Annotated in this window: 17 protein-coding genes; all 17 read right to left on the reverse strand. The window is 34.9% G+C overall.

The features are described 5' to 3' along the window. Positions 1 to 201: 201 nt before the first annotated feature. Positions 202 to 1272: an acyltransferase gene (locus ATZ35_RS16010; protein ID WP_208928112.1), complete on the reverse strand. Its 1071-nt coding sequence runs from the start codon at positions 1270 to 1272 to the stop codon at positions 202 to 204. Further along, complete coding sequence (locus ATZ35_RS16015) at positions 1272 to 2303, reverse strand: glycosyltransferase family 2 protein (RefSeq protein WP_208928113.1); 1032 nt, start codon at positions 2301 to 2303, stop codon at positions 1272 to 1274. The genes ATZ35_RS16010 and ATZ35_RS16015 overlap by 1 nt, the downstream gene beginning before the upstream one ends. Positions 2304 to 2327: 24 nt before the next feature. After that, positions 2328 to 4007, reverse strand: a complete 1680-nt coding sequence (locus ATZ35_RS16020; protein WP_208928114.1) for a hypothetical protein — start codon at positions 4005 to 4007, stop codon at positions 2328 to 2330. 22 nt (positions 4008 to 4029) lie between these two features. Beyond that, a complete protein-coding gene (locus tag ATZ35_RS16025; protein ID WP_208928115.1) occupies positions 4030 to 4767 on the reverse strand; it encodes a hypothetical protein in 738 nt (245 codons plus the stop codon). Continuing rightward, on the reverse strand, positions 4767 to 5738 hold the full coding sequence (locus ATZ35_RS16030; RefSeq protein ID WP_208928116.1) for a DUF5067 domain-containing protein: 972 nt from the start codon (positions 5736 to 5738) through the stop codon (positions 4767 to 4769). The genes ATZ35_RS16025 and ATZ35_RS16030 overlap by 1 nt, the downstream gene beginning before the upstream one ends. A 14-nt stretch (positions 5739 to 5752) precedes the next feature. Beyond that, the gene (locus tag ATZ35_RS16035; RefSeq protein WP_208928117.1) at positions 5753 to 8329 is read right to left on the reverse strand and encodes a YfhO family protein; all 2577 of its coding nucleotides are present in this window, start codon (positions 8327 to 8329) and stop codon (positions 5753 to 5755) included. A 74-nt stretch (positions 8330 to 8403) separates the two neighbouring features. Then, entirely contained in the window at positions 8404 to 9078 is a 675-nt protein-coding gene (gene lepB / locus ATZ35_RS16040; RefSeq protein WP_208928118.1) for a signal peptidase I, read from the reverse strand. A 17-nt stretch (positions 9079 to 9095) separates the two neighbouring features. Next, positions 9096 to 9836 (reverse strand): signal peptidase I, encoded by a 741-nt coding sequence (lepB, locus tag ATZ35_RS16045; protein WP_208928119.1) that lies wholly within the window; start codon positions 9834 to 9836, stop codon positions 9096 to 9098. 26 nt (positions 9837 to 9862) lie between these two features. Then, the gene (locus ATZ35_RS16050) at positions 9863 to 10531 is read right to left on the reverse strand and encodes a hypothetical protein (RefSeq protein ID WP_208928120.1); all 669 of its coding nucleotides are present in this window, start codon (positions 10529 to 10531) and stop codon (positions 9863 to 9865) included. A gap of 21 nt (positions 10532 to 10552) precedes the next feature. Then, positions 10553 to 11605 (reverse strand): WxLIP family cell surface protein, encoded by a 1053-nt coding sequence (locus ATZ35_RS16055; RefSeq protein ID WP_208928121.1) that lies wholly within the window; start codon positions 11603 to 11605, stop codon positions 10553 to 10555. A gap of 100 nt (positions 11606 to 11705) precedes the next feature. Then, positions 11706 to 12515: a WxL domain-containing protein gene (locus ATZ35_RS16060; protein ID WP_208928122.1), complete on the reverse strand. Its 810-nt coding sequence runs from the start codon at positions 12513 to 12515 to the stop codon at positions 11706 to 11708. Positions 12516 to 12545: 30 nt separating this feature from the next. Beyond that, complete coding sequence (locus ATZ35_RS16065; protein ID WP_208928123.1) at positions 12546 to 13349, reverse strand: WxL domain-containing protein; 804 nt, start codon at positions 13347 to 13349, stop codon at positions 12546 to 12548. A gap of 4 nt (positions 13350 to 13353) precedes the next feature. Continuing rightward, a complete protein-coding gene (locus ATZ35_RS16070) occupies positions 13354 to 13698 on the reverse strand; it encodes an LPXTG cell wall anchor domain-containing protein (protein ID WP_208928124.1) in 345 nt (114 codons plus the stop codon). A 19-nt stretch (positions 13699 to 13717) separates the two neighbouring features. After that, positions 13718 to 16876: a hypothetical protein gene (locus tag ATZ35_RS16075; protein ID WP_208928125.1), complete on the reverse strand. Its 3159-nt coding sequence runs from the start codon at positions 16874 to 16876 to the stop codon at positions 13718 to 13720. Positions 16877 to 16974: 98 nt separating this feature from the next. Further along, positions 16975 to 18309 (reverse strand): pectate lyase-like adhesive domain-containing protein, encoded by a 1335-nt coding sequence (locus ATZ35_RS16080; protein WP_208928126.1) that lies wholly within the window; start codon positions 18307 to 18309, stop codon positions 16975 to 16977. A 244-nt stretch (positions 18310 to 18553) separates the two neighbouring features. Continuing rightward, positions 18554 to 19276, reverse strand: a complete 723-nt coding sequence (locus ATZ35_RS16085; protein WP_208928127.1) for a winged helix-turn-helix domain-containing protein — start codon at positions 19274 to 19276, stop codon at positions 18554 to 18556. A gap of 374 nt (positions 19277 to 19650) precedes the next feature. After that, the gene (locus tag ATZ35_RS16090; protein WP_208928128.1) at positions 19651 to 20775 is read right to left on the reverse strand and encodes a tyrosine-type recombinase/integrase; all 1125 of its coding nucleotides are present in this window, start codon (positions 20773 to 20775) and stop codon (positions 19651 to 19653) included. Between the last annotated feature and the right edge of the window lie 212 nt (positions 20776 to 20987).

Consider the following 20987-nt stretch of genomic DNA (forward strand, 5'->3'; position numbering starts at 1 on the left):
GGTTGTTAAACTCCTTTTTAGCTTTAATGTCGTTCTATTATTATGTTGAACCTTTCACTTCCCCTATTAAACAATTGGTGTCATCGGAAAAATTCAATTCGTACATTTGAGTATAGCATAATAAACTTCCCGATGTTACTGCTCCTATTCAATTTTTCTAGCAAATATAAACAAAAAATGATTGGAGTATAACTCTTAGAGTTATAACCCAATCAGCTGATGCAACTTTTCTCCAATTTTATCTGTTAGATTTGAAACTCGTAATAATTGAAATAACAGTGATCGAATAAAATCAATCAAAAGACAACTCAAATAGATCAAGCTTGCGGATATCAACACTTGAATCAACGCCACAATGATCGGCTCATTTGCTAAAAAAATAAAACGATCTTTTAAAACAAAATAAAAAATGATTGGATGCGTATGAATAAGATAAACAGCAAAAGAATAAGGTACGACTTTTTCAATCATAAAAGAACTCTGTTTATTTTTGATTGGCGCTTTTAAAAATAAAATAAACAATAAAATCGAACTTGCTAAAATAAGCGGCGACACATAATGGATAAACCAAACAGTATCTCTGGATTCTTCCAAACTTCCTACCATTGTTTTAATCGCAATCAGTCCTAGCGACACACTATTTACGCCTAAATAATAGTAAACGATTTTCGTCTTATCAATAGCGTCAATATCCACATGTAAACGAATAAATGCACCAATAAAATACATAAAAATCAACCAAATCATACTATAGCCTTCAGCCAAATTAAACGGATCCGCTTTAAATAAAATAGATGCTGAACCTAATAACACGATGACGGATACACCGTAAAGCATTTCTTTTTTTGTAAGTTTACCTATGGCTTTATTTAGTAACGGCATGAACAAAAATAAACCAGCATATGCCGAGAAAAACCAATAACTTTTTTTAAATAAAGGAAATAATGAATCAGTATACAGCGATAGTGGAACAATCTCGCCTAAAATACAATAAGCAACGAGACTTAACGTAACCGAATAAAAAAGCACTTCAACCCACAACTGAATAAATCGTCCAATTCGCCACTTTCCTTTACTCATAAAGTAACCCGTTACTAAAGCAAAACAGTTTACAGCGACAAAGCATATAATTTCTATTGCCCAAAAAAGATAATAATTGAAACTACCAATCTGTACATTATTCAAAATTCCACCATTTCCTAAAATATGTAGGATCAAAATCATAAACATAGATACCATTCGTAATAATTCAATACCCAAATGCCTTTTCACTAATGACGATGCTCCTTTCTGATTCTCATCTCTTCTTCTATCAATGAAAAAATAGGGTTTTCCTCTAGCTTTTGTTCACTTAGTTTCGCTGTTTCCGAGCTTTGGGTATCATAATACGTATCGATAAAGTACAATGGTCGTTTTTTCGTTTCATTAAACACACGACCTAAATATTCTCCAATAATGCCAAGCGAAATCAATTGAAGGCCTCCTAGAAATAAAATACCGATCATTAATGAAGGATATCCTGAAACATCCGCTCCTAAAAGAAGTGTTTGAACTAAAACGATCAACATATATATAAATGCAGCGAATGAAACGATGCCGCCTATAACTGTTGTGATTTTCAATGGCAATGTTGTGTAAGAGGTGACTCCATTCATCGCAAGATTAAACAAAGAAGAAAAACGCCATTTTGTTGTTCCTCCCGCTCGTTCATCAGCATCATAATAAAGTTCCTTTTTCTTAAATCCGATCCAGCCATACAATCCTTTAGTATAGCGTTCATATTCCCGGATCATTTTTAACGCCTCTACAGCTTTTCGATCTAGCAAACGAAAATCCCCTGCATTCGGATAAATGTTTGTCTTACTCGCTTTTTGTAAAATTTTATAGTAACAAGCAGACGTCCATTTTTTAAAAAAATGTTCCCCTTTTCGTTCTTTTCTGACCGCATATACATCTTCGTAGCCTTTTTCCCACCAGATAATCATTTCTTTAATTAATTCTGGTGGCTGTTGTAAATCAGAATCGATCACAACCACTGCGTCTCCTTTAGCGTGATCAAAACCTGCTAACATCGCAATTTCTTTCCCATAGTTTCTTGAAAGTTCAAGTAGGGTAACTCTATCATCCTTTTTTCTTAACCCCAATACAATTGCTAAACTTTGATCATTACTGCCATCATTTACAAAGAGGAAATCAAAACGATACGTAGAACAATCATCCGCTAATAAAATGAGTCGTTCGTACAGTTTTTCTAAAACAGATTCTTCATTCAAAAATGGAATGATCACAGTAATTCGCTTCATTTAGATTTCCTCCTAACTTGTTAACTATTCTTTATAAAAAAGGATGAAATCAGCATTTTCATTCACTGAAAAATCCTTTAAAAATGTTTTTTTCGATAAATCAGTTCCTTTGTGATACAGATAACCAACGCTTGTTTCATCCTTTTTTGTAGCCTCATTTTCATCTAAAAAAATATACTTTCCATAATAACGATAGGTCAGATTACTATTTTTATCATATGGCGTATCACGGCTAGCCTGATAACTCTCTGGTGAGATAGGATCATAAAAACGGATGAAGATAAAGGTTAAGTCTTGCAACTGTTTCAAGCTAGTTCGCTCAACATATATTTTTTCTAATTTTTTTTCATTTCCAACCCTAAGTATCTCTGCTAATGTGATTGGTGCCATATATTTGCTGTCTTGCTGTTCTTCTTTATAGACAACATTATAGGTGTAAACATAGGAAACAAATAATACTGAGAAAAAGACAAATGTACTTCTGAAAACTGCTTTATTTCCCAATGCCCCTAAACTAGCAAGTCCATAACCCATCATAATAATTAAAGGAAACATAATGACATTCCAATGATGGACAACAGGAACGATAATCAGCAATAAAGGAATGCTACATACAAACCAGCCCATCGTTAATTGACTCAACGGACTTTTCTCCTGCCGCATGTGAATCCAACCTAAACTAGCCAACAGTAACCCAGCCAAGTTGTACATAAAACCAAACCCATGTATTGAACTAAAAATCAAGCCATCTCTACCACTTAAAAGAAAACCAAAAATTCTTTGAAGATTGCCTAAAAATGCGCTCCAGATATCTTTTTGAAATAAAATGGTTTGCCCTTCACTCTGACTACCGATCATTTTTGCAAATGTTATACCGAAAATAGTAAGGGTTTCATGCCGCACATACTGGACATATGCAAAAATCATGACAGGGATGATTGTAACAATTAAAACGGCTATTAATAGCACCACTTGTCGTCTATTTAATAGATTATTTTTCAAGAAATAACCTAAAAGAAAAAGTAAAAATAAAGGTAAGAAAAACCACGTTGCTAAATAGGCATATGAAGTTAATCCAATCAACCAAATCCCTACACTATAAAAAAGCATCTGCTTGTTTTCTACTTCTTTCATACCAACCAAGACTAGACAAACAGCAATTAATAATAAATGCGGCGCTACATTTGCATCCAAACCAAACCGACTGATCAACATATGCCATGGACTAATGATCAGCATAAAGAAAATCGATCCAGTTAACGTTTCTGGTAGCTTCAGTTTTAATAGGGTCCATAATACTGTCAAAATCGTAAAGGAAGAAAGGCAAGCCATTGCTAAACGAGTACTAACAAGAGATAATCCTAATAGCTTTACAAATGGTAAAGATAAATAAGTATAAAATGCTGATGGTCCTGTCCCGTACCCCATCAAGTAAATTGGCCACGAATTCAAGGCGCTATCTGTCCCATAATTTGCTAAAGCCCAAGTGTCATATCCTGACATCGCTTCATCGATTTGGAGACCAGGCAATTGATTGATATTAACAAAACGGGTAATGACTCCTATAACGAATAAAAAGAAAAGAATTTGTAAAAACTGCTTGTTCTTTTTATACTGTTCCCCTTGTATCCATACGCGCCGAAGAAAATCAGCTCCAACTCCAATAAAGCCTATCATAACTGAATATAATACAATGACCGCCATTTAGTTTCTCCCTTTTATTCGTTTATTCCGTACGATCCACAATCGCAACTTGAAGGCCTTTCAATTCTTTCTTTTGACTGAATTCAGCCACTATAGACTGTGTGATTCGTTTTTTTTCTGTCATTTCCTCATCATTACTATAAACTTTTACTCGTTGTGCTGCTGGGCGACTATCCAATTCTTGATATGTTTTGCCAAAATTTTCAATTGAACGATCTGCTATCGTTTTAGGCAAATCAATTATTTTAGCCGTTTCTTCTAAAAGAGTATGAAATTTTTCTTTGGTAAATGCTTCTTTTTCTCCAACATTCACAATAGAAAAACTCTGAGTTCTTAGTCGAACATCTTTTTCTTCCCGTCTAAACAAATACGTAAATTCTACTGCAGCAACTGTTTCTAGCTGACTCTCTTTAGAAAATGGATAATAGCCTTGAATTCTTAATTCATCCCCTTCAGCATAAAGAGTATATTCAGAATCACCAGGTTTCACTCCATCTGTTGCCACTTCTTTTTCCATCAACGCCTCTGCTTGGGCTATCATATCTGGTACTTTTACTTTAAACTTGTCTTTCAACAAAGAGAGTCCTTCTTCTTTGCTGATTTTGGGATAATCAAATCGACCAAAAGGCTTTTCTCTAGTATCGTGCCAAAGAAGTTGTTCATGTTCGATCGAAGTTGTCTTTTTATTTGCTGAGCAGGCACTTATTATAAGGATTAAAATCGTTGTTGCACACAAAAATAAAGTACGCTTTTTTTGCATTATTTTCCATCTTCCTTTCCACTATCTTTTGCAAGCGTTAAATGGACAGGTTCAGCATCTTTAAAGACCTCTTTAGAAGGTGTAAGTACTATATCCTTTGTCTTGTCTTTCAACGTATATATGACAACTGCCTCAAGACTTTCCCCACTGGGAATCGTTTGATTTTGTTGTTCTAATAGCTTCGTGATATCCACTACTTGATCGTCTTTTTTAACGGTTCCTTCTTGTAACCCTTGATCATTTTGAGTTACTTTAATCAACTCTTGCCATTTCTTTGGTGTGATATCGTCTTGTTTCCCTTTGTTCGTAACCATATACCGAATCGCATAAACTGAGGTATCGTTCTCTCCAGCTAAATCCATTACACCTGTCACTTTTACCTCTAATGTACTTGAATCAAACACAATTTCATCTTCATCTTCAACAGGACCTTGATCTTCTTTTTCTTTGATGGAGTATGCGGAAGAATCAATGATATCAACACGTTTTTCATGTTGACCATCATCAGCAGAATAAAAATCAAATTGAACCAAACCATGTTCTGTCTCAATATAATAGAGATGTAACCAGGTAGAACGTTTCTCAAACGTAGTATTCAGTGTATATTTATAGGCCTTATACTTGCCAATTTTGGTTTCTTTCATATATATATCTTTCGCTTTATAGTTATATAGCTTTGCCAGTTCTTTACGCGTTCGTTCACCAAAATCAGCTAAATCAACATTCTCTTTACGAGAAGCTAAAACAAATAAAGATGAATTACTCTTTTTGTCTTTCGCTCCAAAAACTGCTGACTTATTATAAGTTGCTTTATAATCTTTGGTAACTTCCCAAGTACTCGGTAATTGAAATTGATATTGAATTCCCTCTGCTTCAAAGGATTGTTTTTTATCCGATAATGTTGCCGAACAACCACTGATGATGAATAAACTAAAAACGAAAATCGGGAAATACCTTATTATTTTTTTCATGCCTCTTACTCCTTCTATATATGGGTCTGTTGTTCCATTTCTTTCCTTAACCACCAGTTGTACACTATAAAAAGTAGAATACAACTAACGAATAATGAAAGACCGATTCTAAAGCCTTCAGGTAAAAATACTAATTTTACGGAATGTTTTCCTTTAGGAACAGGCAACGCTAAGAAAGCATCTTTAAATGTGGGAATTTCAACTTTTTTGCCATCAATATAAGCTCTCCAGCCTTTGTCAAAGGGGATGGTTGTCAAAATCACCTGATCTTTAGACAACTCGACTTCTGCTTCTGAAGTTCGCCCGCTGGTTTCGAACGAAACGCCATTTTTATTGATTGTTTTCATCATCTGCTCGAAACGATCACTACTTAAAAACATTGCTTTTGGTTTTACCAGTTGTACAACATTTTCACCAGTGAATACAACCTGGACTTCAATCGTTTTGGACTCTTTATAATAGCCTAAGTCATAATACTGACCACTGGAATCCAGACTCCCATGACGCTGTATCCCATTGACTTTCGTAATAATATCCACTTCTGTTCCTTTACCATATAGACTTAAATAGGCTTGGGAATGCGCAGGAACATCAATTGAATAGGTCAGTTCACGATTGGCGTTTGCGGTTCTTGAATAATAAACGCCGCCTTCTTGTTCTTCTACTTTGACATTGTTTTCTTTCACTGTCTCCACTTCAGCAAAAGAAAACATAGTTGATTCATCATCAGATAGGTATTGCATTAATTCTGTTTGATTTTTTACAGCGTTTTTCTTATAAATCCCCTTGTCTGTTAAAATACCTAGAGGCATTGCGAACTGATTCTCATACAAGGTATAATCCCCTGCTGTTTTTATCGCTTTATACCCATATTTTCTTAAATCTTCTTTTGCTAAATTGTATTTTATGCCTAATAAGGCATCCATAATCAACGTATTATTTTCATATTGAATCGTCAAATTAGTTCCCGCTGAACGAAAGCCTAACTGATCTAGATACTGGGAAGAGTGACGATTTCGAATAGAAGAAAACATTGTAACACCGCTATATCCATGAATAAAACTCTCATTTCGAGATGTTGCATCAACATTTCCTACCCGGTATAGACTAGTGTTCTCATTTTTGGTTGTCTCGATCAATGTATTGATATCAGAAAAATGATCATCATAAGCTATACGATCTGGATAATTCCATTCTCCTGCAATTCCTTTTACAATGCTTTGTGCATTAATCAACTGTTCTCCAATAAAAACAAAAGAAAATAGACATCCGATCAATACCAAACGCTTCGGCCACTTTTGAATCAGAACGCCTAATAGCACATAGAGCAAGGCAACAGTTAATGTAACGAGTAACGTTTTCTGATCCAAATACTCATATCTTTTACGATTTGCTACAAAACTGATCAAAACATATAGAAAAATCAAGCCCAAGACAATATTAACGAAATGATTGAAGTCATCCTTGGTTACCTGTTCCAATCCAAATCCAGCCAATAAAAGCCCTAAAAAGGAAAACAAGAAACTAAAACGAAATAAAAACATATAAGGAGAATGCATTCCATGCCAAAAAAGATTCATCGGCTCAATATAAACACTTGCAATCAATAGAAGAAACAAACTGCCATAGATCAGCTTATTTTTAAGCGCGATTTTCCGGCTTATAAAATAGAAAAGACAAAAAATCAACCCTAGCATCCCAAAATAAATAAAGGGTGCACTCCCATATTTACTCGTATCGTATGACCCTACCATTGTTTTGGCTGGAATATCCCAGATATCCATCCCTCTTGTTAAAAAGCTATAGATCGGTGTTAATCCCTCACCATTATTTTTCAAGTCTAATAATGTTGGCAAAATCGTGACCATCGACGCGCCACCTGCAAGTAGCGACGTTATCAAGTAAGGAACCAAGCTTGCTTTAAATCGCTTAGGCTCTGTTAAAAATCGACAAAATACATAGAAAAAAGAAAATACGCCAACCATAAATGCCATATAAAAGTTGGATAAAAATAGTAACAAGTAACTAATAAATAATAGTGCAGGTTTTCGGTCATCCATTAAATAATGAATCCCTAAAATAACTAAAGGTAAATAGATTAATCCATCCAACCACATTTGTTGCGGCGAATAAGCAATACTAAATCCACACAAAGCAAAACTAACACTTAACATTATTTTTGCAATTTGCGGCAATTTAAATAAGCGATCACTCATGATCCAAAATGTACCGCCAATGGCTCCAAACTTGAGTAACAAAATCAAATACAGTGCATCAGGAATATGTTGATTATCAAAAAGCGCAACAACAAAACTAAAAATCCCGTTTATGTAATAGGCCATAAATGACCAGTAATTCAATCCTAAAGAACCATACCATGTATAAAAAAAGCTTTGTTTGCCATGTAACGTATTATTAAAACTTGCAAAAAAATTAGATGTTTGAGATAACGCATCACTCGCTAAGACCGTTCTTTGACTAGTAGGATAAATGCCCATCATTAAGTAGACTACTGCCATTATTATGATGGGAATGAGTACACTTAAAAGAAATGCCCAACCTTTTCTTTTAAACCATATTTTTAGTTTCATGTCATTTCTTCCTCCTAGGTACAAATTAACTGTGGTGCGTTGCCGCTTTGTGGCTGTTATTTTTTAATACTTTATCAGTGTACTAACCCTATTTTGTTGAATGGAAAGTAGCGAAATACTACTACGCCTTCAATCTGCTCTTCTTCAATTAGTCCAAGAGCTCTACTATCTTTGGATTCAGCGCGATTGTCTCCTAATACAAAATAGCTTCCTTTCGGGATTGTTGCCAGTCCCGAAAGCTTTAGAGCTACCTCCTCATGAACCAATACTTTAAGCGTACTATCTGGTAACATGCTAATAATAAATTGTGGAACTTCATCTTGTTGCCACGGTGCAGCATTGGACGGACGAATATAAACCGCATTTGATTCTGTCCAAATTTGGTCTCCTGGAAGACCTATTATTCGTTTGACATAGCTTGGGTCATTGGGAATCTCAGGATCAAATGTCACGATCTCATATCTTTTTGGGGATGTGTTCTTTTGTACAATAATTCGATCACTATTTTCAAAAGTTGGTGCCATTGATTTCCCTGAAACACGATGGGTTTTAAATACAACTAAAAAAACAATAACTAGTATAAGTGCAAAAAACAAAAAGCCTTCTTTTAGCCAACTTCTTCTATGCTCCAGCATATTATTTTCACTTTGTTTTTTTGATAAATTTAATCGTTGCTCTCTTCGCTTATTTGGACTTAAAGTCGTTTGCCGTTGTTTTTTTTTCTTTGAGAAATGAGGTCCTTTTGCCATATCCATTCCTCCTATCTCTAAAATGATGTTATTTGATGCATCGGTGAGATCCTTGCTTTTACAATCCCTAAAATATCTTTCTTCTCAATCCAGCCAAAATTACGGCTATCTGCAGCATAATGACGATTATCACCCAAAATAAAATAGCTATCTTTGGGCAAACGGCTTTCATCTGTAACAGTTCTCAAACTGAAGTTATCTGTCAATAATCGTTGCTCCACTTTTGCTTCATTTAGTTCTTTCTTCAAAAAACGCTCTACAATAGGCTTTTGATTCACTAATAGCTGATCGTTTTGATAGGCTATTTCTTCTTCAGGTAAACCTATCACTCTACGGACCATCGTTCTTTTGGTTCCAGATTCCCTGATATAAACTAAGTCAAACCGTTTAATTTCCTTCGTTTTTCTGACAATCACCCGTTCACCATCGTTTAGCAACGGGGTCATTCCATAGCCCTCAACCAATGGAAAAGAAAAAAGCAAAGACTGTACTATAACAAGCAATCCTAATAAAAGGGATAAACTAACAATAAGTTCTTTTACTAATTGCTTTTGCTCTTCTCTTTTACGATTAATATATTTTTTTGTGGGTCTTTTCTTTCTAGAAGAAGACTTCTTTGTAGGGTCATTCGACTTTTTACTTTTTCTTTTCTTTTGATCGACTACATTCTTTTTTCTTTTTTTGGGTTGACTTAATTCCCTGTTAGGAGTTGCTTTTAGCGACTGTCGTCTTACTTTAGTTTTTTTTGTCTGTTTCATGTTGTTTCCCTCAGCAATCAGTTCCCTTACCCTTTTCTTTTTAATGCTGATTCATTCACTCTAAAATACTTAAAAACTTCTTTTTGCTGCTTCTTCATTTTTTGAATATCTTTTAAATAGCCATCAATCGTTTCTTTATTTTCTAACTGCTGTTCTGATAGACTATGGAGATTCATCCCTAAGTTTTTCATCCCCACATTATAACGGGTCAATAATCTCTTTCCTTCTTCCGACAGTCCGTCAGAAACGGATCGATTGCTATAAGTTACGATTAAAGAGCTAATTTCCAGATATGCTTGATATTCCTTTTCAATACTTCCGCCATCTCTCATTGTCTCCAACTTTTTTTCGATATCCTCCGACATAAAATAACCTTGAACAACTCCTTTTGCATCTTCAGCTGTTAAATGGGTCATCTGATAATATCGAGAATAAAAAGCACTTCCAGACGCTATAATCACGAACAATAGAAAAATAAAACTGTTTCGATCAAATCGTTTCCGACGTTTTTCCAATTGCTTTCGCGCTTTTATCCAACGTTTTCGTTTCGCTTTGTTTTTAGGTCGTTTTTGCCACTTCGCTTTCTTTAGTTCTTTTCGAATCGATAAAGAATAGAAAAAGAAAAAAAAGATAAACAAAAAGCTAAGAGTCGCAAAGGAAAGTTGTCCAATGAAAAACCAGTCTAATAGACTCATATTATGATAACCTCCTTAAGCTTATTTTTTCTTTCTCTTCTTATTTCCTTTCTTTTTCTTCTTGTTCTTATTTACCACTCGAACGATAAAGAAGATTGCTAAAAATGCCAGGAAAATACCCGCACCAATCAAAGCCACTAGTTTCCAATTAATACCTGGTTCCTGAATCAAAGAGACATCTTGAGCATTATATTTATCAGCTTCTTCATTGGTAATCTTAAAGTTTTCTGTCCATTCCCATTTTTGGTCACCGCTTGTAACTAGTATATGGGCCTTATAATCCCCTGCGACCATCTTATCTCCATTCATTTCTAGAGGGAATTCAATCATAGAATTGGGCGCCATCTTCATATCCGCTTTTTTCGTATCATATAAAACAGCATCTGAATCTTTTGCCATTACTTCCATTTCTACTGTCATATTATTTAAAAATTCTGGCTTTATATTTGAAAAATTGGCAAATACACTATTTCGATAGTTTGATAAGCCTGCATAAACTTTGTTTAATTTTAAATCATTTGTTACTTTTTCATCTGTTTCCTGTAAAACCATTGCAACTAAAAACGCATACTCATTAACTACGCCTTTTGCTTTTTTATTTGCTTCTTCCTCTTCTTTTGTCGGTTTGGATTTCAAATAAATTCCACCCACGATTTTTCCATCATAGCTTGTTGCTGGCATCGTAATGGTTAGCTCTAAAGGCTTTGTTTCATTTGGTGCCAAGGTTACTTCTGATGGCCCTTTAACAATGTCTTTAAAGTCATGTTTTAAAGAAGGATCATTTTTCAACGCACTTGGTCCATATTCTAAAACACCATTTGAATTCGTTTTTACCCCATTTAAAGACACTTGAATCGTTTGTTCTTGATCTGCACGATTCGTTAACATTACTTGGACCGTTTGTTCCTGTCCAGGTGTCATACGTAAGTCAAAATAACGCCCTTCCCCTTTTTGATTTTCAGGTAGCACAGTTTCATATGCAAATTGCAATTCAGCATATGCATCTCTTGAAAAACCAAAAAGTGAAACTATGTATAAACATAAAAAGAGACTTAATAAAATTCGTTTTTTCATGTATTTCGTTGTCCTCTCTCTTCCATCATGAAAGAATTCACCGGTAAATCACCGGTGAATCTTTTAATCTACTATTTGTTAAATTATAGTAGCTTTCGTATTACATTGGTGTTTCTGAAAGTGTCCAAAGAATTGTTGCTACGTATTTACCATCACGGATATCATCCGATTGGTTAGCTGGAATGCTCAATTCGATTGATTCTGAATCTAATTGAGCTGGATTTAATGTATCACCAAAGTAAACAGCATATTTACCACGGCCTTTACCAGTGTTATTTTCATTTACTGTAAATAATTGTTTGCGAGTATTTTCAGCTAGATGAAGAGTTGGCTTTAATCCAGAAGTACTTGGCTTAAGACTAACGTTATCTTCATGAGCCACTAAATCTGTATTTTTGTAATCGATTGTTGCACCAGCGATACGTCTTTTCTTGCCATTATCATCAAACTCAAATGCACCTTTTCCATCTGGATCAACAAGTGTAGCTGATAATTCATACGTACGATTATCTACAAGACGATCATCTTTAAATTGAACCCAGTTAGCACGTCTTTCCACATAACTGCCATCCGTTGCACCATCATTGGCAGTTGTTGGTTTTGCCCAAGACTTGATAGCACCGGTTGTAGCTTGTTGTTCAGTAAAAACTAATTTTGACATCCCTTGAACAACAAATTCACCATCTAATAATTTTGTTGGATCAGTATCTGTTGTTGATTGAGAAGATGTATCTCGTGGTACTACCCCACCTGTAGAATCATATGAACCATAAGTAGCTTTAGTGAATTGGATTTCACCTTCGCCTGCTTTTGAATGATCTGGTGCTGCTTTTGTTGCTCCTGGTGCTGCTACTGCTACACCTAGTACAGCTAATAACGCTGCACCACATAATTTGTGTGTTAATTTCATTTGTGTTTCCTCCTAATTTTTTTGTTCTATTTATGGTAACTCAGCTAATACCCAAGTTAGCACCGTTGAATAAGCGCCTGCTTCTTTCTCAGTCGCCCCTGGCACAGAGAGCGTAACTGCTCGGTTTGTGTACACAGGTTTTTTAAAGATCGGATCTATTATTTCTTTACCCGAACCGTCTTTTCTTATTTCCAATGTATTTGGACGTTCATTATGATTTTCTTGTGATGCTCCAAACACAATACTCCAAGTTCCTACCCCTTTGCCCGATTGTGCAACTGCTAGGTTATAAGTTTCACCTACATTGCTCATACGAATAACTTCTTTTGATACAGTCGGTGCTTTGGTTAACTCTCTTGAAGAATTAACCCATGTTTGATCAAATGATATCACTGCGCCTTTCAATTCTGCCCCCAATTTAGTGGCATGCTTAAATTGATTCTCCTGTCTGACTTGCAACGTCCAACCATCTGGATCATCTCGATAGTCCGATACTTGCACAAAATTTCCACGAGCAGAAGTATCGCCATGAAATAGTTGTGCATTGACAGGAAAAACAGCATTTTCATCTGAAATCATAACTGTACTAAAATTTAGTTTTGGGGCAAAATCAATCCTTAAGTCTCCTTCAGTTTGTGGTGATTCCCCAGGATCAACTTCAACTTTTGGATTTTCTGGATCTCGGATAATTGAATTTTCTTCTTTATACCCTTTTAACTCAACTTCTGCATCCCCAGATAATGAAGCGTCTTTAGCATAAGAAGTCTTCGCGTTGCTAAGTGTAAACAGAAGGGATCCAAGAAGAATAACGGTAAAAAATGTTTTTTTCTTCAATTGCTTATCCCTCCTTTTCACTCGCATCTTTTTTTCTTTTAACAAGATAAAAGATGACTACTAAAGCGGCTAAAACTATCCCACTAATCGTCAAACTCTTCATAACAAGTTCTCCAGTTGAAGGATATTTCCCAGTTGGCTTTTTAATTGGTTCACTGCTAGAAGCTGTTGACTCTGAAGGTGTTGTGCTAGACCTTGGACCACTACTTTCAGCAGAAAAAACAATCTCGCCATTCGTTTGTACAGCAGCTTCTTCTCCATAAACAGAAGTAGTGAACATGCCCAAGATTCCTCCCATTAAAGCGAGTAACATTAGGCCAATATACAAATAGTTTCTTTTCTTCATCATTGACATTTTCTCCTTCGCTTTATGGAAGATCTGGCACTTCACTTAATGTATAAACAATTTTTGCTCGATATTCGCCTAGCTTTTTGACATAATCTCCCGGCACTTCAACTTTAAAGCCTTTGCCTTTTGCAGACCAAGTTTGACTAATGTTATACTTCGTATCTGAAAAATTATCAGGTGATGTCAACAATTGATTTTGATCTACTGGGAAATTCTTTTCAGTTGTTCCGCCATCGTTATATCGCAAGATCCCTGAAAGAGTCTTATTCGATCCATCAGTTGTTTTAAAATCTTCCGTTACTTTGGCGTATAAATACCAACGTTGTTTTGTTGCTCGTGTATCTGTAACGACTAAATCCTTGTCCGTTTTAGCACTTTCTACGCGAAGATTTTTTGCGCTTGCTTCGTTCATCTCAAAATCAAGCAGCGTTGGTGCTGATGTGATCAATAATGTTCCTTTATAATGGAATTCAATCGTTGAAATCTCTCCGTATTTCCCTTTGACAGATGTTGGCAATGGTTCGGGTAATACTTGACCGTCAACAATGATTTTATCTAAAACATATCCATCAAACGTTTCAGGTGTGATATCAAATGCTGTACCATCCTTTTGAGTAGTGATGGTATCACGATCTGGATCCATTTTCACATCATTATTAGTTTCATCTTTTTTCCTATAAAGAACATTTAACTGGCTTTCACCACGTATTACGTTCAAACTAGTTGAATTGGATTGTTGAGAAGCTTTGGAACCGTCTCCAGCTGCGCCCGACACAGTATATGTTTGATTGACAACCTGAACAGCAGCATCTGCAGCAACAATAACGTCATATTTAATCACTGCCTCGTTCTCATCTAAATCCAAATCACTTAGATCGATTTTAAATTCTTTAGTCGATAGATCGAAATCCACTTTACTTGCTTCAAGTGCTACTCCATTGACCTTAACAGTACTCACATCTGGCGTGATTTTGTCAGGGAATGGTGTATCGATTTTAAACGAAACATTCCCCCAAGCAGTCGGTGCTTCCGCTGTATTTTTGACAGTAGCTGTATAAGTGGCTTTTCCGCCTAAAGGAACCGTAGTTGGGCTAACATCAAATTCCGCCTTAATCACAGGTGTTCTTAATTTGGTGTATTTGAATGTTACTTTTTTATTTGTGACAAACTTAACTGTAACCGATAACGGATCTGTTATTGGTGATGGTGTTTTATCTACACCATCTACAAGTACAGCCGATGGGATATACCCTTTGATTTGTTCAGAAGTAGCTATATATTCTACTCCTTCTTCACCACTTGGTAATGGACTTGTCGTCGCAATTGCTGCCCCTGTTTCAGCATCAAGATGTTCAATATCTAAGTCAAATATTGTTTGAGTTATCTCAATTTTGACTGTAATCGGCGTTTCAACGCCTTTAGCAGAAGTTAACATCAAAGGTACTTCTACAATATCCCCAGGTTTGTTGGTGCTGATATTTGGTGGTGTTCCAACATATGAGACTGTGACTGGACGATCGATTTCATTTTCTGTATCAACGTCATATGAAGAAAGTAATTCCTTGGCCTCTGGAAATGCTGTAGCGATATTCCCGCCCATTGGGATTTTTAGATCTTCTTTGGCCGTTCCATAAGGGACTCCTTCATAAAGAACTTGAGATTGAGTTTGTTCGGTATTGGTTTCTGAAATAAGTGTCTGCGAAATATTGGTTTTTGGATTGACGAATGTATAGGATGCAGTCGTTGCGGCTCCTGCCATCTCAAAATCTGTCATATAGCCATTATCTGGCCCACTGTTTTGATAATTGTAAGCAGCTTTATTATTTTTAAAATCAAAAGATGGACTAGGATTTGCTACAACTTGAATATCAAATACTTTTCCATTGAATTCATCTGAGGTAGAATCTTTGGCTTCAATCGTTGCTTTGTTACCACCTGTAATCACAATATTAAATACTTTGTCCGTTATATCGACTGTTGAACCGTATTCAAATATTTTGATGTCTTCTTTTTTTAGTTCATAATAATCGGGTACTTGAGTATCTATTTTGAATGTCGTACTTCTGTTATTTACTTCAGCATTTTTTACATTATCTGCAATTGTTTGAAGAATCGAATATTTTAATTTTAAATAATCTGGATCATCATGTTTAGCACTGTTTCGTTCACCAAAGACAATCGGCTTTGCTGGAGCAATTCGTACTATGGAAGTTGTATCATAAAGAATGGCCATTGCGGAAGATGCTGTATTACTATTCGCTGAACGACGTTGCATATTCATTGAATATTCTTCACCTGAAACCAATTTAGAAACTTTAGATGAATCTAATCCAACTCTACTACCAGATCCATAAAACTCTGAGAATCCTGGTACTGTAAGTCCTGATTTTGTTTCTGTTTTGACCCGGACATCGGTTAGATTACGAACGTAAACATCGCTAAAGTCGTCCTTATTTTGTGGAGCTGAAACAGCTTTTAATCCATTAATATTACTAAAGTTCCAAACACCTTTAAAATCTAATGGTGCACCACTTTTCGCATCAAAAAACTCATAGTGATATGAAATACTGTCATTGACTTCATATTTATCCCAAATATCAGTATTCGTAACACCATTTCTATTACCACTTCCAAAGAATAGGAAAAGTTTTCCCCAATTTTCTGCTGAGTTAGTAGAAACAGGTAGAAAATCGCTACTTTGACCATCTTTAACACTTCCAACAGCAATAAAGTTAATATTCGGATCTTGCTGAAAGTTCATTTCATCGATTACTAACTTCAAATTGATATCTCTTCCATTATAAACAGCAGCATTTTTAACCAAAACCGATTTTTCCTTGCCTAAATCAGCTTTTTTAAATCGAAAAATTTTTGTTTTTTCCAATCCCTGCGGAATAATGGTTGTATCCTCACCTGATACTTCATAGCCAATTTTATCTGTTAATTTAAAACTAGTTCCAAAATCACCCGGCAATTCAACAGCTTGTCCTGAGACTGCATCTGTTCCATCATTATTAAGAATGTGTACCCCAGGGGTATTAACACTATTAAATACTTGATATTGTTCATACTCCTCTGGTGAGGCTTTAATCGAATGATTTCCACTTATCCAATACCAACCAATCAAAAGAAACACACCAACAAACGACAAAAAAACGAACTTTTGTTTTTTTCTCATTTTAGTCCTCCTTTCCTTCATGATTTTTGGAAATAAACCAAGTTCATATTTAAATGAACCTAAAATATGAACTTGGTTCTTTTATCACGCTTAATCTTTTAGAAGCCACCAGCTTCAAGAGAGATTTTACCGTAATTTTCCATTTTGAACTGTTGATCTAAATCACCAGTAACAGAAAGTGTTTTACTGTTGCAAATTTTACCGAAGTTTACTGCAAAGTCGCCACCATCAAAAACTTGAGAAGGATTTTCAGCGTAATCTCCACCAATTTGTGCCCATGTTGAAACATCACTTATATTTTTAGCGTTAATTGTTGTATTTGTTGAATAGAACAATTTAGCATTTGCTTTTTTGTTTGCTACTTCAAATTTTGCTGGAGAATCCATATTGATTTGAGCACCTTTGTACTCACTGCGAATAACACCCTTGCTACTATTACCAGTTGCTACAAATTCAGAATCTGGTGCAAGATTTACTTGAGCGCCATAATATTGTAAATTAACTGCTGCGTAGTTACCGCCACCACGGCCATTAAAGTATGCTTTCGCACCACTTGCTAAGTTTAACGATGGGAATTTATTTACATAGTCAGCACGTGGAATAAACTCAAATGCTACACCAGCTGCATCAACATCTAAAGTTGCATTTTCATCAATATCAACTTTTTGAACTTTATCATAAAATACTGGGTAGTAGTGATTTACATCACTTTGTGGTCCGATTTTTACATTAACGTTAGCTTTAGCACCAATTTTCACTTCACCAGTTGCTTTGCCTTTGATCAAAGCACCATTAAAGTAAAATGCACCAAATTGACCATGGTCTTTATTAGCAGCAATTCCGTTATAAACTGTTCCTGGTAAGAATTCTAAATCATGAACCCATGCATTTTCTCCACGAGTATTAATGTTATTTGTACCAGCAAACGTCAATTTCCCTTCACTAAGGTGAACAAAACGTGCGCCTTCATAAGTTACATTTTCTGCATAAACATCCCAACCATAACTTGATGGTCCATTACCAGAACCACCAGTGAAGAAACGTCCATCGCCATCCGCGCCTACGATGTTGACGTTTTTGATTGAAATTGTATTTTTACCTTTAGTATTTTGTTTTCCATAGATAGAGTTGTGTGCTGAGTTGATCACTACACCTTTATCTGCATTACCATTGATCGTTAAATCACGATTTGGAATGTTTGTAATGTTTTTCTTGAATTGAATACTTTGATTAACATTGATTACTGTAATTGCTGGATTTTTCAACGCTGCATCGAATTCTTCAATCGTTGATACTTCTGCTGTTTCTTCCGCTGCATAAGCAATAACTGACTCTCCGGTAAATGGTGTTGGTACTGACAATACCGCTACTCCTAATGCAGCAGTTGCAGCTAATGTTACTAATCCTCTTTTGAAAATTTGTGTTTTTTTCAATTTTCTTCCTCCTAAGATGTGTGTTTTGACGAAACTTTTTTGACTCTTCCTCCTCTCCAGAAAAATGAGTACATATTTACTTTACTCGTTATTTCTAACCAGTTTCGCAAATTACCTTTTTGACTGAAATGAAATGTTTAAGCATGTCTTTTCCTCCTACTTTCCCATTAAAAATCAAATGATTTATCCTTTTACTGAGTCAATTTTCAATCAGCCGATTCTCAGTCTTTGTTCATTTTTGGTATCAAATATTCAACATATATCCCTTAGAACGAATGGTTTTGATATATTGAGGCTTTTCGATATCTATTTCAAGTTTTTTTCTCAAATGAAAAACTAAGTTTGAAACCCGATATTTTCGATTTCTATAGGTATCGTTCCAAACGTTTTTGTAAATTTCTTCATATGTCATCGTCTTACGTGCATTTTTATGTAAATATTCAACTGTAAGAAATTCTAGCTTTGTTAAGTTGACTTCTATCCCATCTTCTAAACAGACACTTAAATTTTCTGGTATTAACTTAAAGATAGCGGACCGCTCAACCAGTTTTTTTTGAGGTGCTTCTATTGGGTACTCTAGTTGTTTAAAACGCTTTAGTAAGTTTCTCATCATCAGTATCGATTCGTCCGTTTCATTTCCTTGTTCGATGATGCCGTCTGCACCCAATTGTAAATAAACAATTCGATTCGTTTTATTGATGGTATCTGATGAGGATAAAATCCAAAGTGGTAATGCTGTTTGCTTCCTTACATTCATAATCAGTTCACAAGTCCAGTTGATATTACTAGCATCAGAATCTTCAATAATCAATGTGTCCATTAAATTCAATGTACTGTTATTGCTTTCAAATAAAAGTTGTGCCTTTTCTTTGTTGATAATTTGAATATTACATTGAAGTGATTGGAATAATTCTTTATGTTCTTCGCTGATTTCGCTACTGTGTGAGATACAACCGATCGTATACATTAATGAGGCCCTCCCTATCATCATTTTTTACAGTTTGATTACTTTGTTTCTTTACTCTAAACTTTTATTTATTTTAAGGCTTTAAAGTTTAGAAATTATCGTTTTACGCTTATAATAGTCACATGGTTATTCATTATGGGCTTAATGAATAACCAATCATGGCTTATCTTTGAAGAAAGATAATTTGTTTGGCTTTTTCTTGAATGTAACAGTTATAAGAAAATAGCCTTTTTTTGTCTATATACTAGCTCTTCTCATTAGTATTGACCATTTTTTGACGGCTTTAAAAATCATTTGAATAAAATATTTGCTTCAGTTAAAGCAAAAAAGCTTCAGATAAACTAAAGTAAGATCTTAGTTTATCTGAAGCTTTTTTAAGAGAAAATAGTCGCATTTCCAAGTTTGTGATCTATAACAGAAACAGCCTCTTTCCTATTTTCCCACAGTGAATCGGTGTATGTGTCTAACGTTAATTTTATTGAAGCGTGGCCTAATAGTTTACTTAGCGTAGCGATATCAATTCCTTGTTCTACACATCGGGTAGCGAACGTATGACGTAACACGTGGAAATGAATAGGACGTATTCCAGCATCCTTAATATTCTTTTTGAATCGATAACTAATTACTCTAGGTTCTGCATAGCTACCTTTACAAGAAATCACATATTCAGAAGTATCGATTTTTTGTTTATCCAATAAATAATTTTTTAAATTTTTTGCCAAAGGGATCGATCGTTTCGAACTTTTTGTTTTCGGCTCAGCCATAATTATTTCCGTTTTTTTGTTATTCTCTGTATTTGGGATTCTGTATAATGTTCTTTTGATATAAATAATATTTTTTTCGAAATCGATATCAGACCACTTCAATCCACTGATTTCACCAATTCTTAACCCGGTATACAATGCTAAGATAACAGCAGAACATTTTTTTTCATTTAGTGCGATTTGTTCGATCTTCTCTTGATCTTTTAAACTAAGCGCTGTTATTTCGCCTACTGTTGTTGTTGATAATGACAAATTACTACATGGGTTTGAAAGAATGTAATTTTCTAAAAATGCTTTATTCATGGCACTTTTTAGTACAGTCACAATTGAATGGATTGTGGAAGATGATAGATTTAAATTTGTTAAATAATTGATGAATTCTTCTACTTCACCGCTTTTTACTTGAACCAGCTGTTTTCTTCCTAAAAACGGAACAATGTATTTATCAATTCGTAAGCGGTAGCTGGAATAAGTAGAAAGCTTGATTTTTTTCCGCATCAACCCATTCAGCCAATAATTCAACCACTCTTGAACCGTTCCTTTGAATAAGTTAAGATTATTATGCGAAAAAGAGTATTGAACTTTCAATTCGGCGAGCCTCTTTTTTACATGTGCATAGCGTTTTCCGTAAATATAGCCATAAATGATTTTACCATGTTCATTTCTTGCCTTCATATAACGTCCTTCCCAGCGTCCATCCTTCCTTTTATAAATATTCTCACCTTTTCTACTCACAACTTGACACCCTTTCCCAAAAAAATTGACGGCTTATTTGACGGCTAAAAAATAAAAATCTATTTTTACAATGTATAAACAATAGTATTTACTGAAATAAAAACAATATAAACAAGTAATTCCACAGACAAATCCATTTAATTTGAATTTGTAACCAAAAATAATAAATAACTATTCTCATTTTTTTATCAAAATTATTAAAAATATGATAA

It is taken from the genome of Enterococcus rotai (assembly GCF_001465345.1).
Classification (GTDB): domain Bacteria; phylum Bacillota; class Bacilli; order Lactobacillales; family Enterococcaceae; genus Enterococcus_L; species Enterococcus_L rotai.

Bases quoted from the DNA above. Each gene is read 5' to 3' on its own strand.
- ATZ35_RS16015 (WP_208928113.1), bottom strand. From the start codon at position 2,303: ATGAAGCGAATTACTGTGATCATTCCATTTTTGAATGAAGAATCTGTT.
- ATZ35_RS16020 (WP_208928114.1), bottom strand. From the start codon at position 4,007: ATGGCGGTCATTGTATTATATTCAGTTATGATAGGCTTTATTGGAGTT.
- ATZ35_RS16025 (WP_208928115.1), bottom strand. From the start codon at position 4,767: ATGCAAAAAAAGCGTACTTTATTTTTGTGTGCAACAACGATTTTAATC.
- ATZ35_RS16030 (WP_208928116.1), bottom strand. From the start codon at position 5,738: ATGAAAAAAATAATAAGGTATTTCCCGATTTTCGTTTTTAGTTTATTC.
- ATZ35_RS16035 (WP_208928117.1), bottom strand. From the start codon at position 8,329: ATGAAACTAAAAATATGGTTTAAAAGAAAAGGTTGGGCATTTCTTTTA.
- lepB (WP_208928118.1), bottom strand. From the start codon at position 9,078: ATGGCAAAAGGACCTCATTTCTCAAAGAAAAAAAAACAACGGCAAACG.
- lepB (WP_208928119.1), bottom strand. From the start codon at position 9,836: ATGAAACAGACAAAAAAAACTAAAGTAAGACGACAGTCGCTAAAAGCA.
- ATZ35_RS16050 (WP_208928120.1), bottom strand. From the start codon at position 10,531: ATGAGTCTATTAGACTGGTTTTTCATTGGACAACTTTCCTTTGCGACT.
- ATZ35_RS16055 (WP_208928121.1), bottom strand. From the start codon at position 11,605: ATGAAAAAACGAATTTTATTAAGTCTCTTTTTATGTTTATACATAGTT.
- ATZ35_RS16060 (WP_208928122.1), bottom strand. From the start codon at position 12,515: ATGAAATTAACACACAAATTATGTGGTGCAGCGTTATTAGCTGTACTA.
- ATZ35_RS16070 (WP_208928124.1), bottom strand. From the start codon at position 13,698: ATGATGAAGAAAAGAAACTATTTGTATATTGGCCTAATGTTACTCGCT.
- ATZ35_RS16075 (WP_208928125.1), bottom strand. From the start codon at position 16,876: ATGAGAAAAAAACAAAAGTTCGTTTTTTTGTCGTTTGTTGGTGTGTTT.
- ATZ35_RS16085 (WP_208928127.1), bottom strand. From the start codon at position 19,276: ATGTATACGATCGGTTGTATCTCACACAGTAGCGAAATCAGCGAAGAA.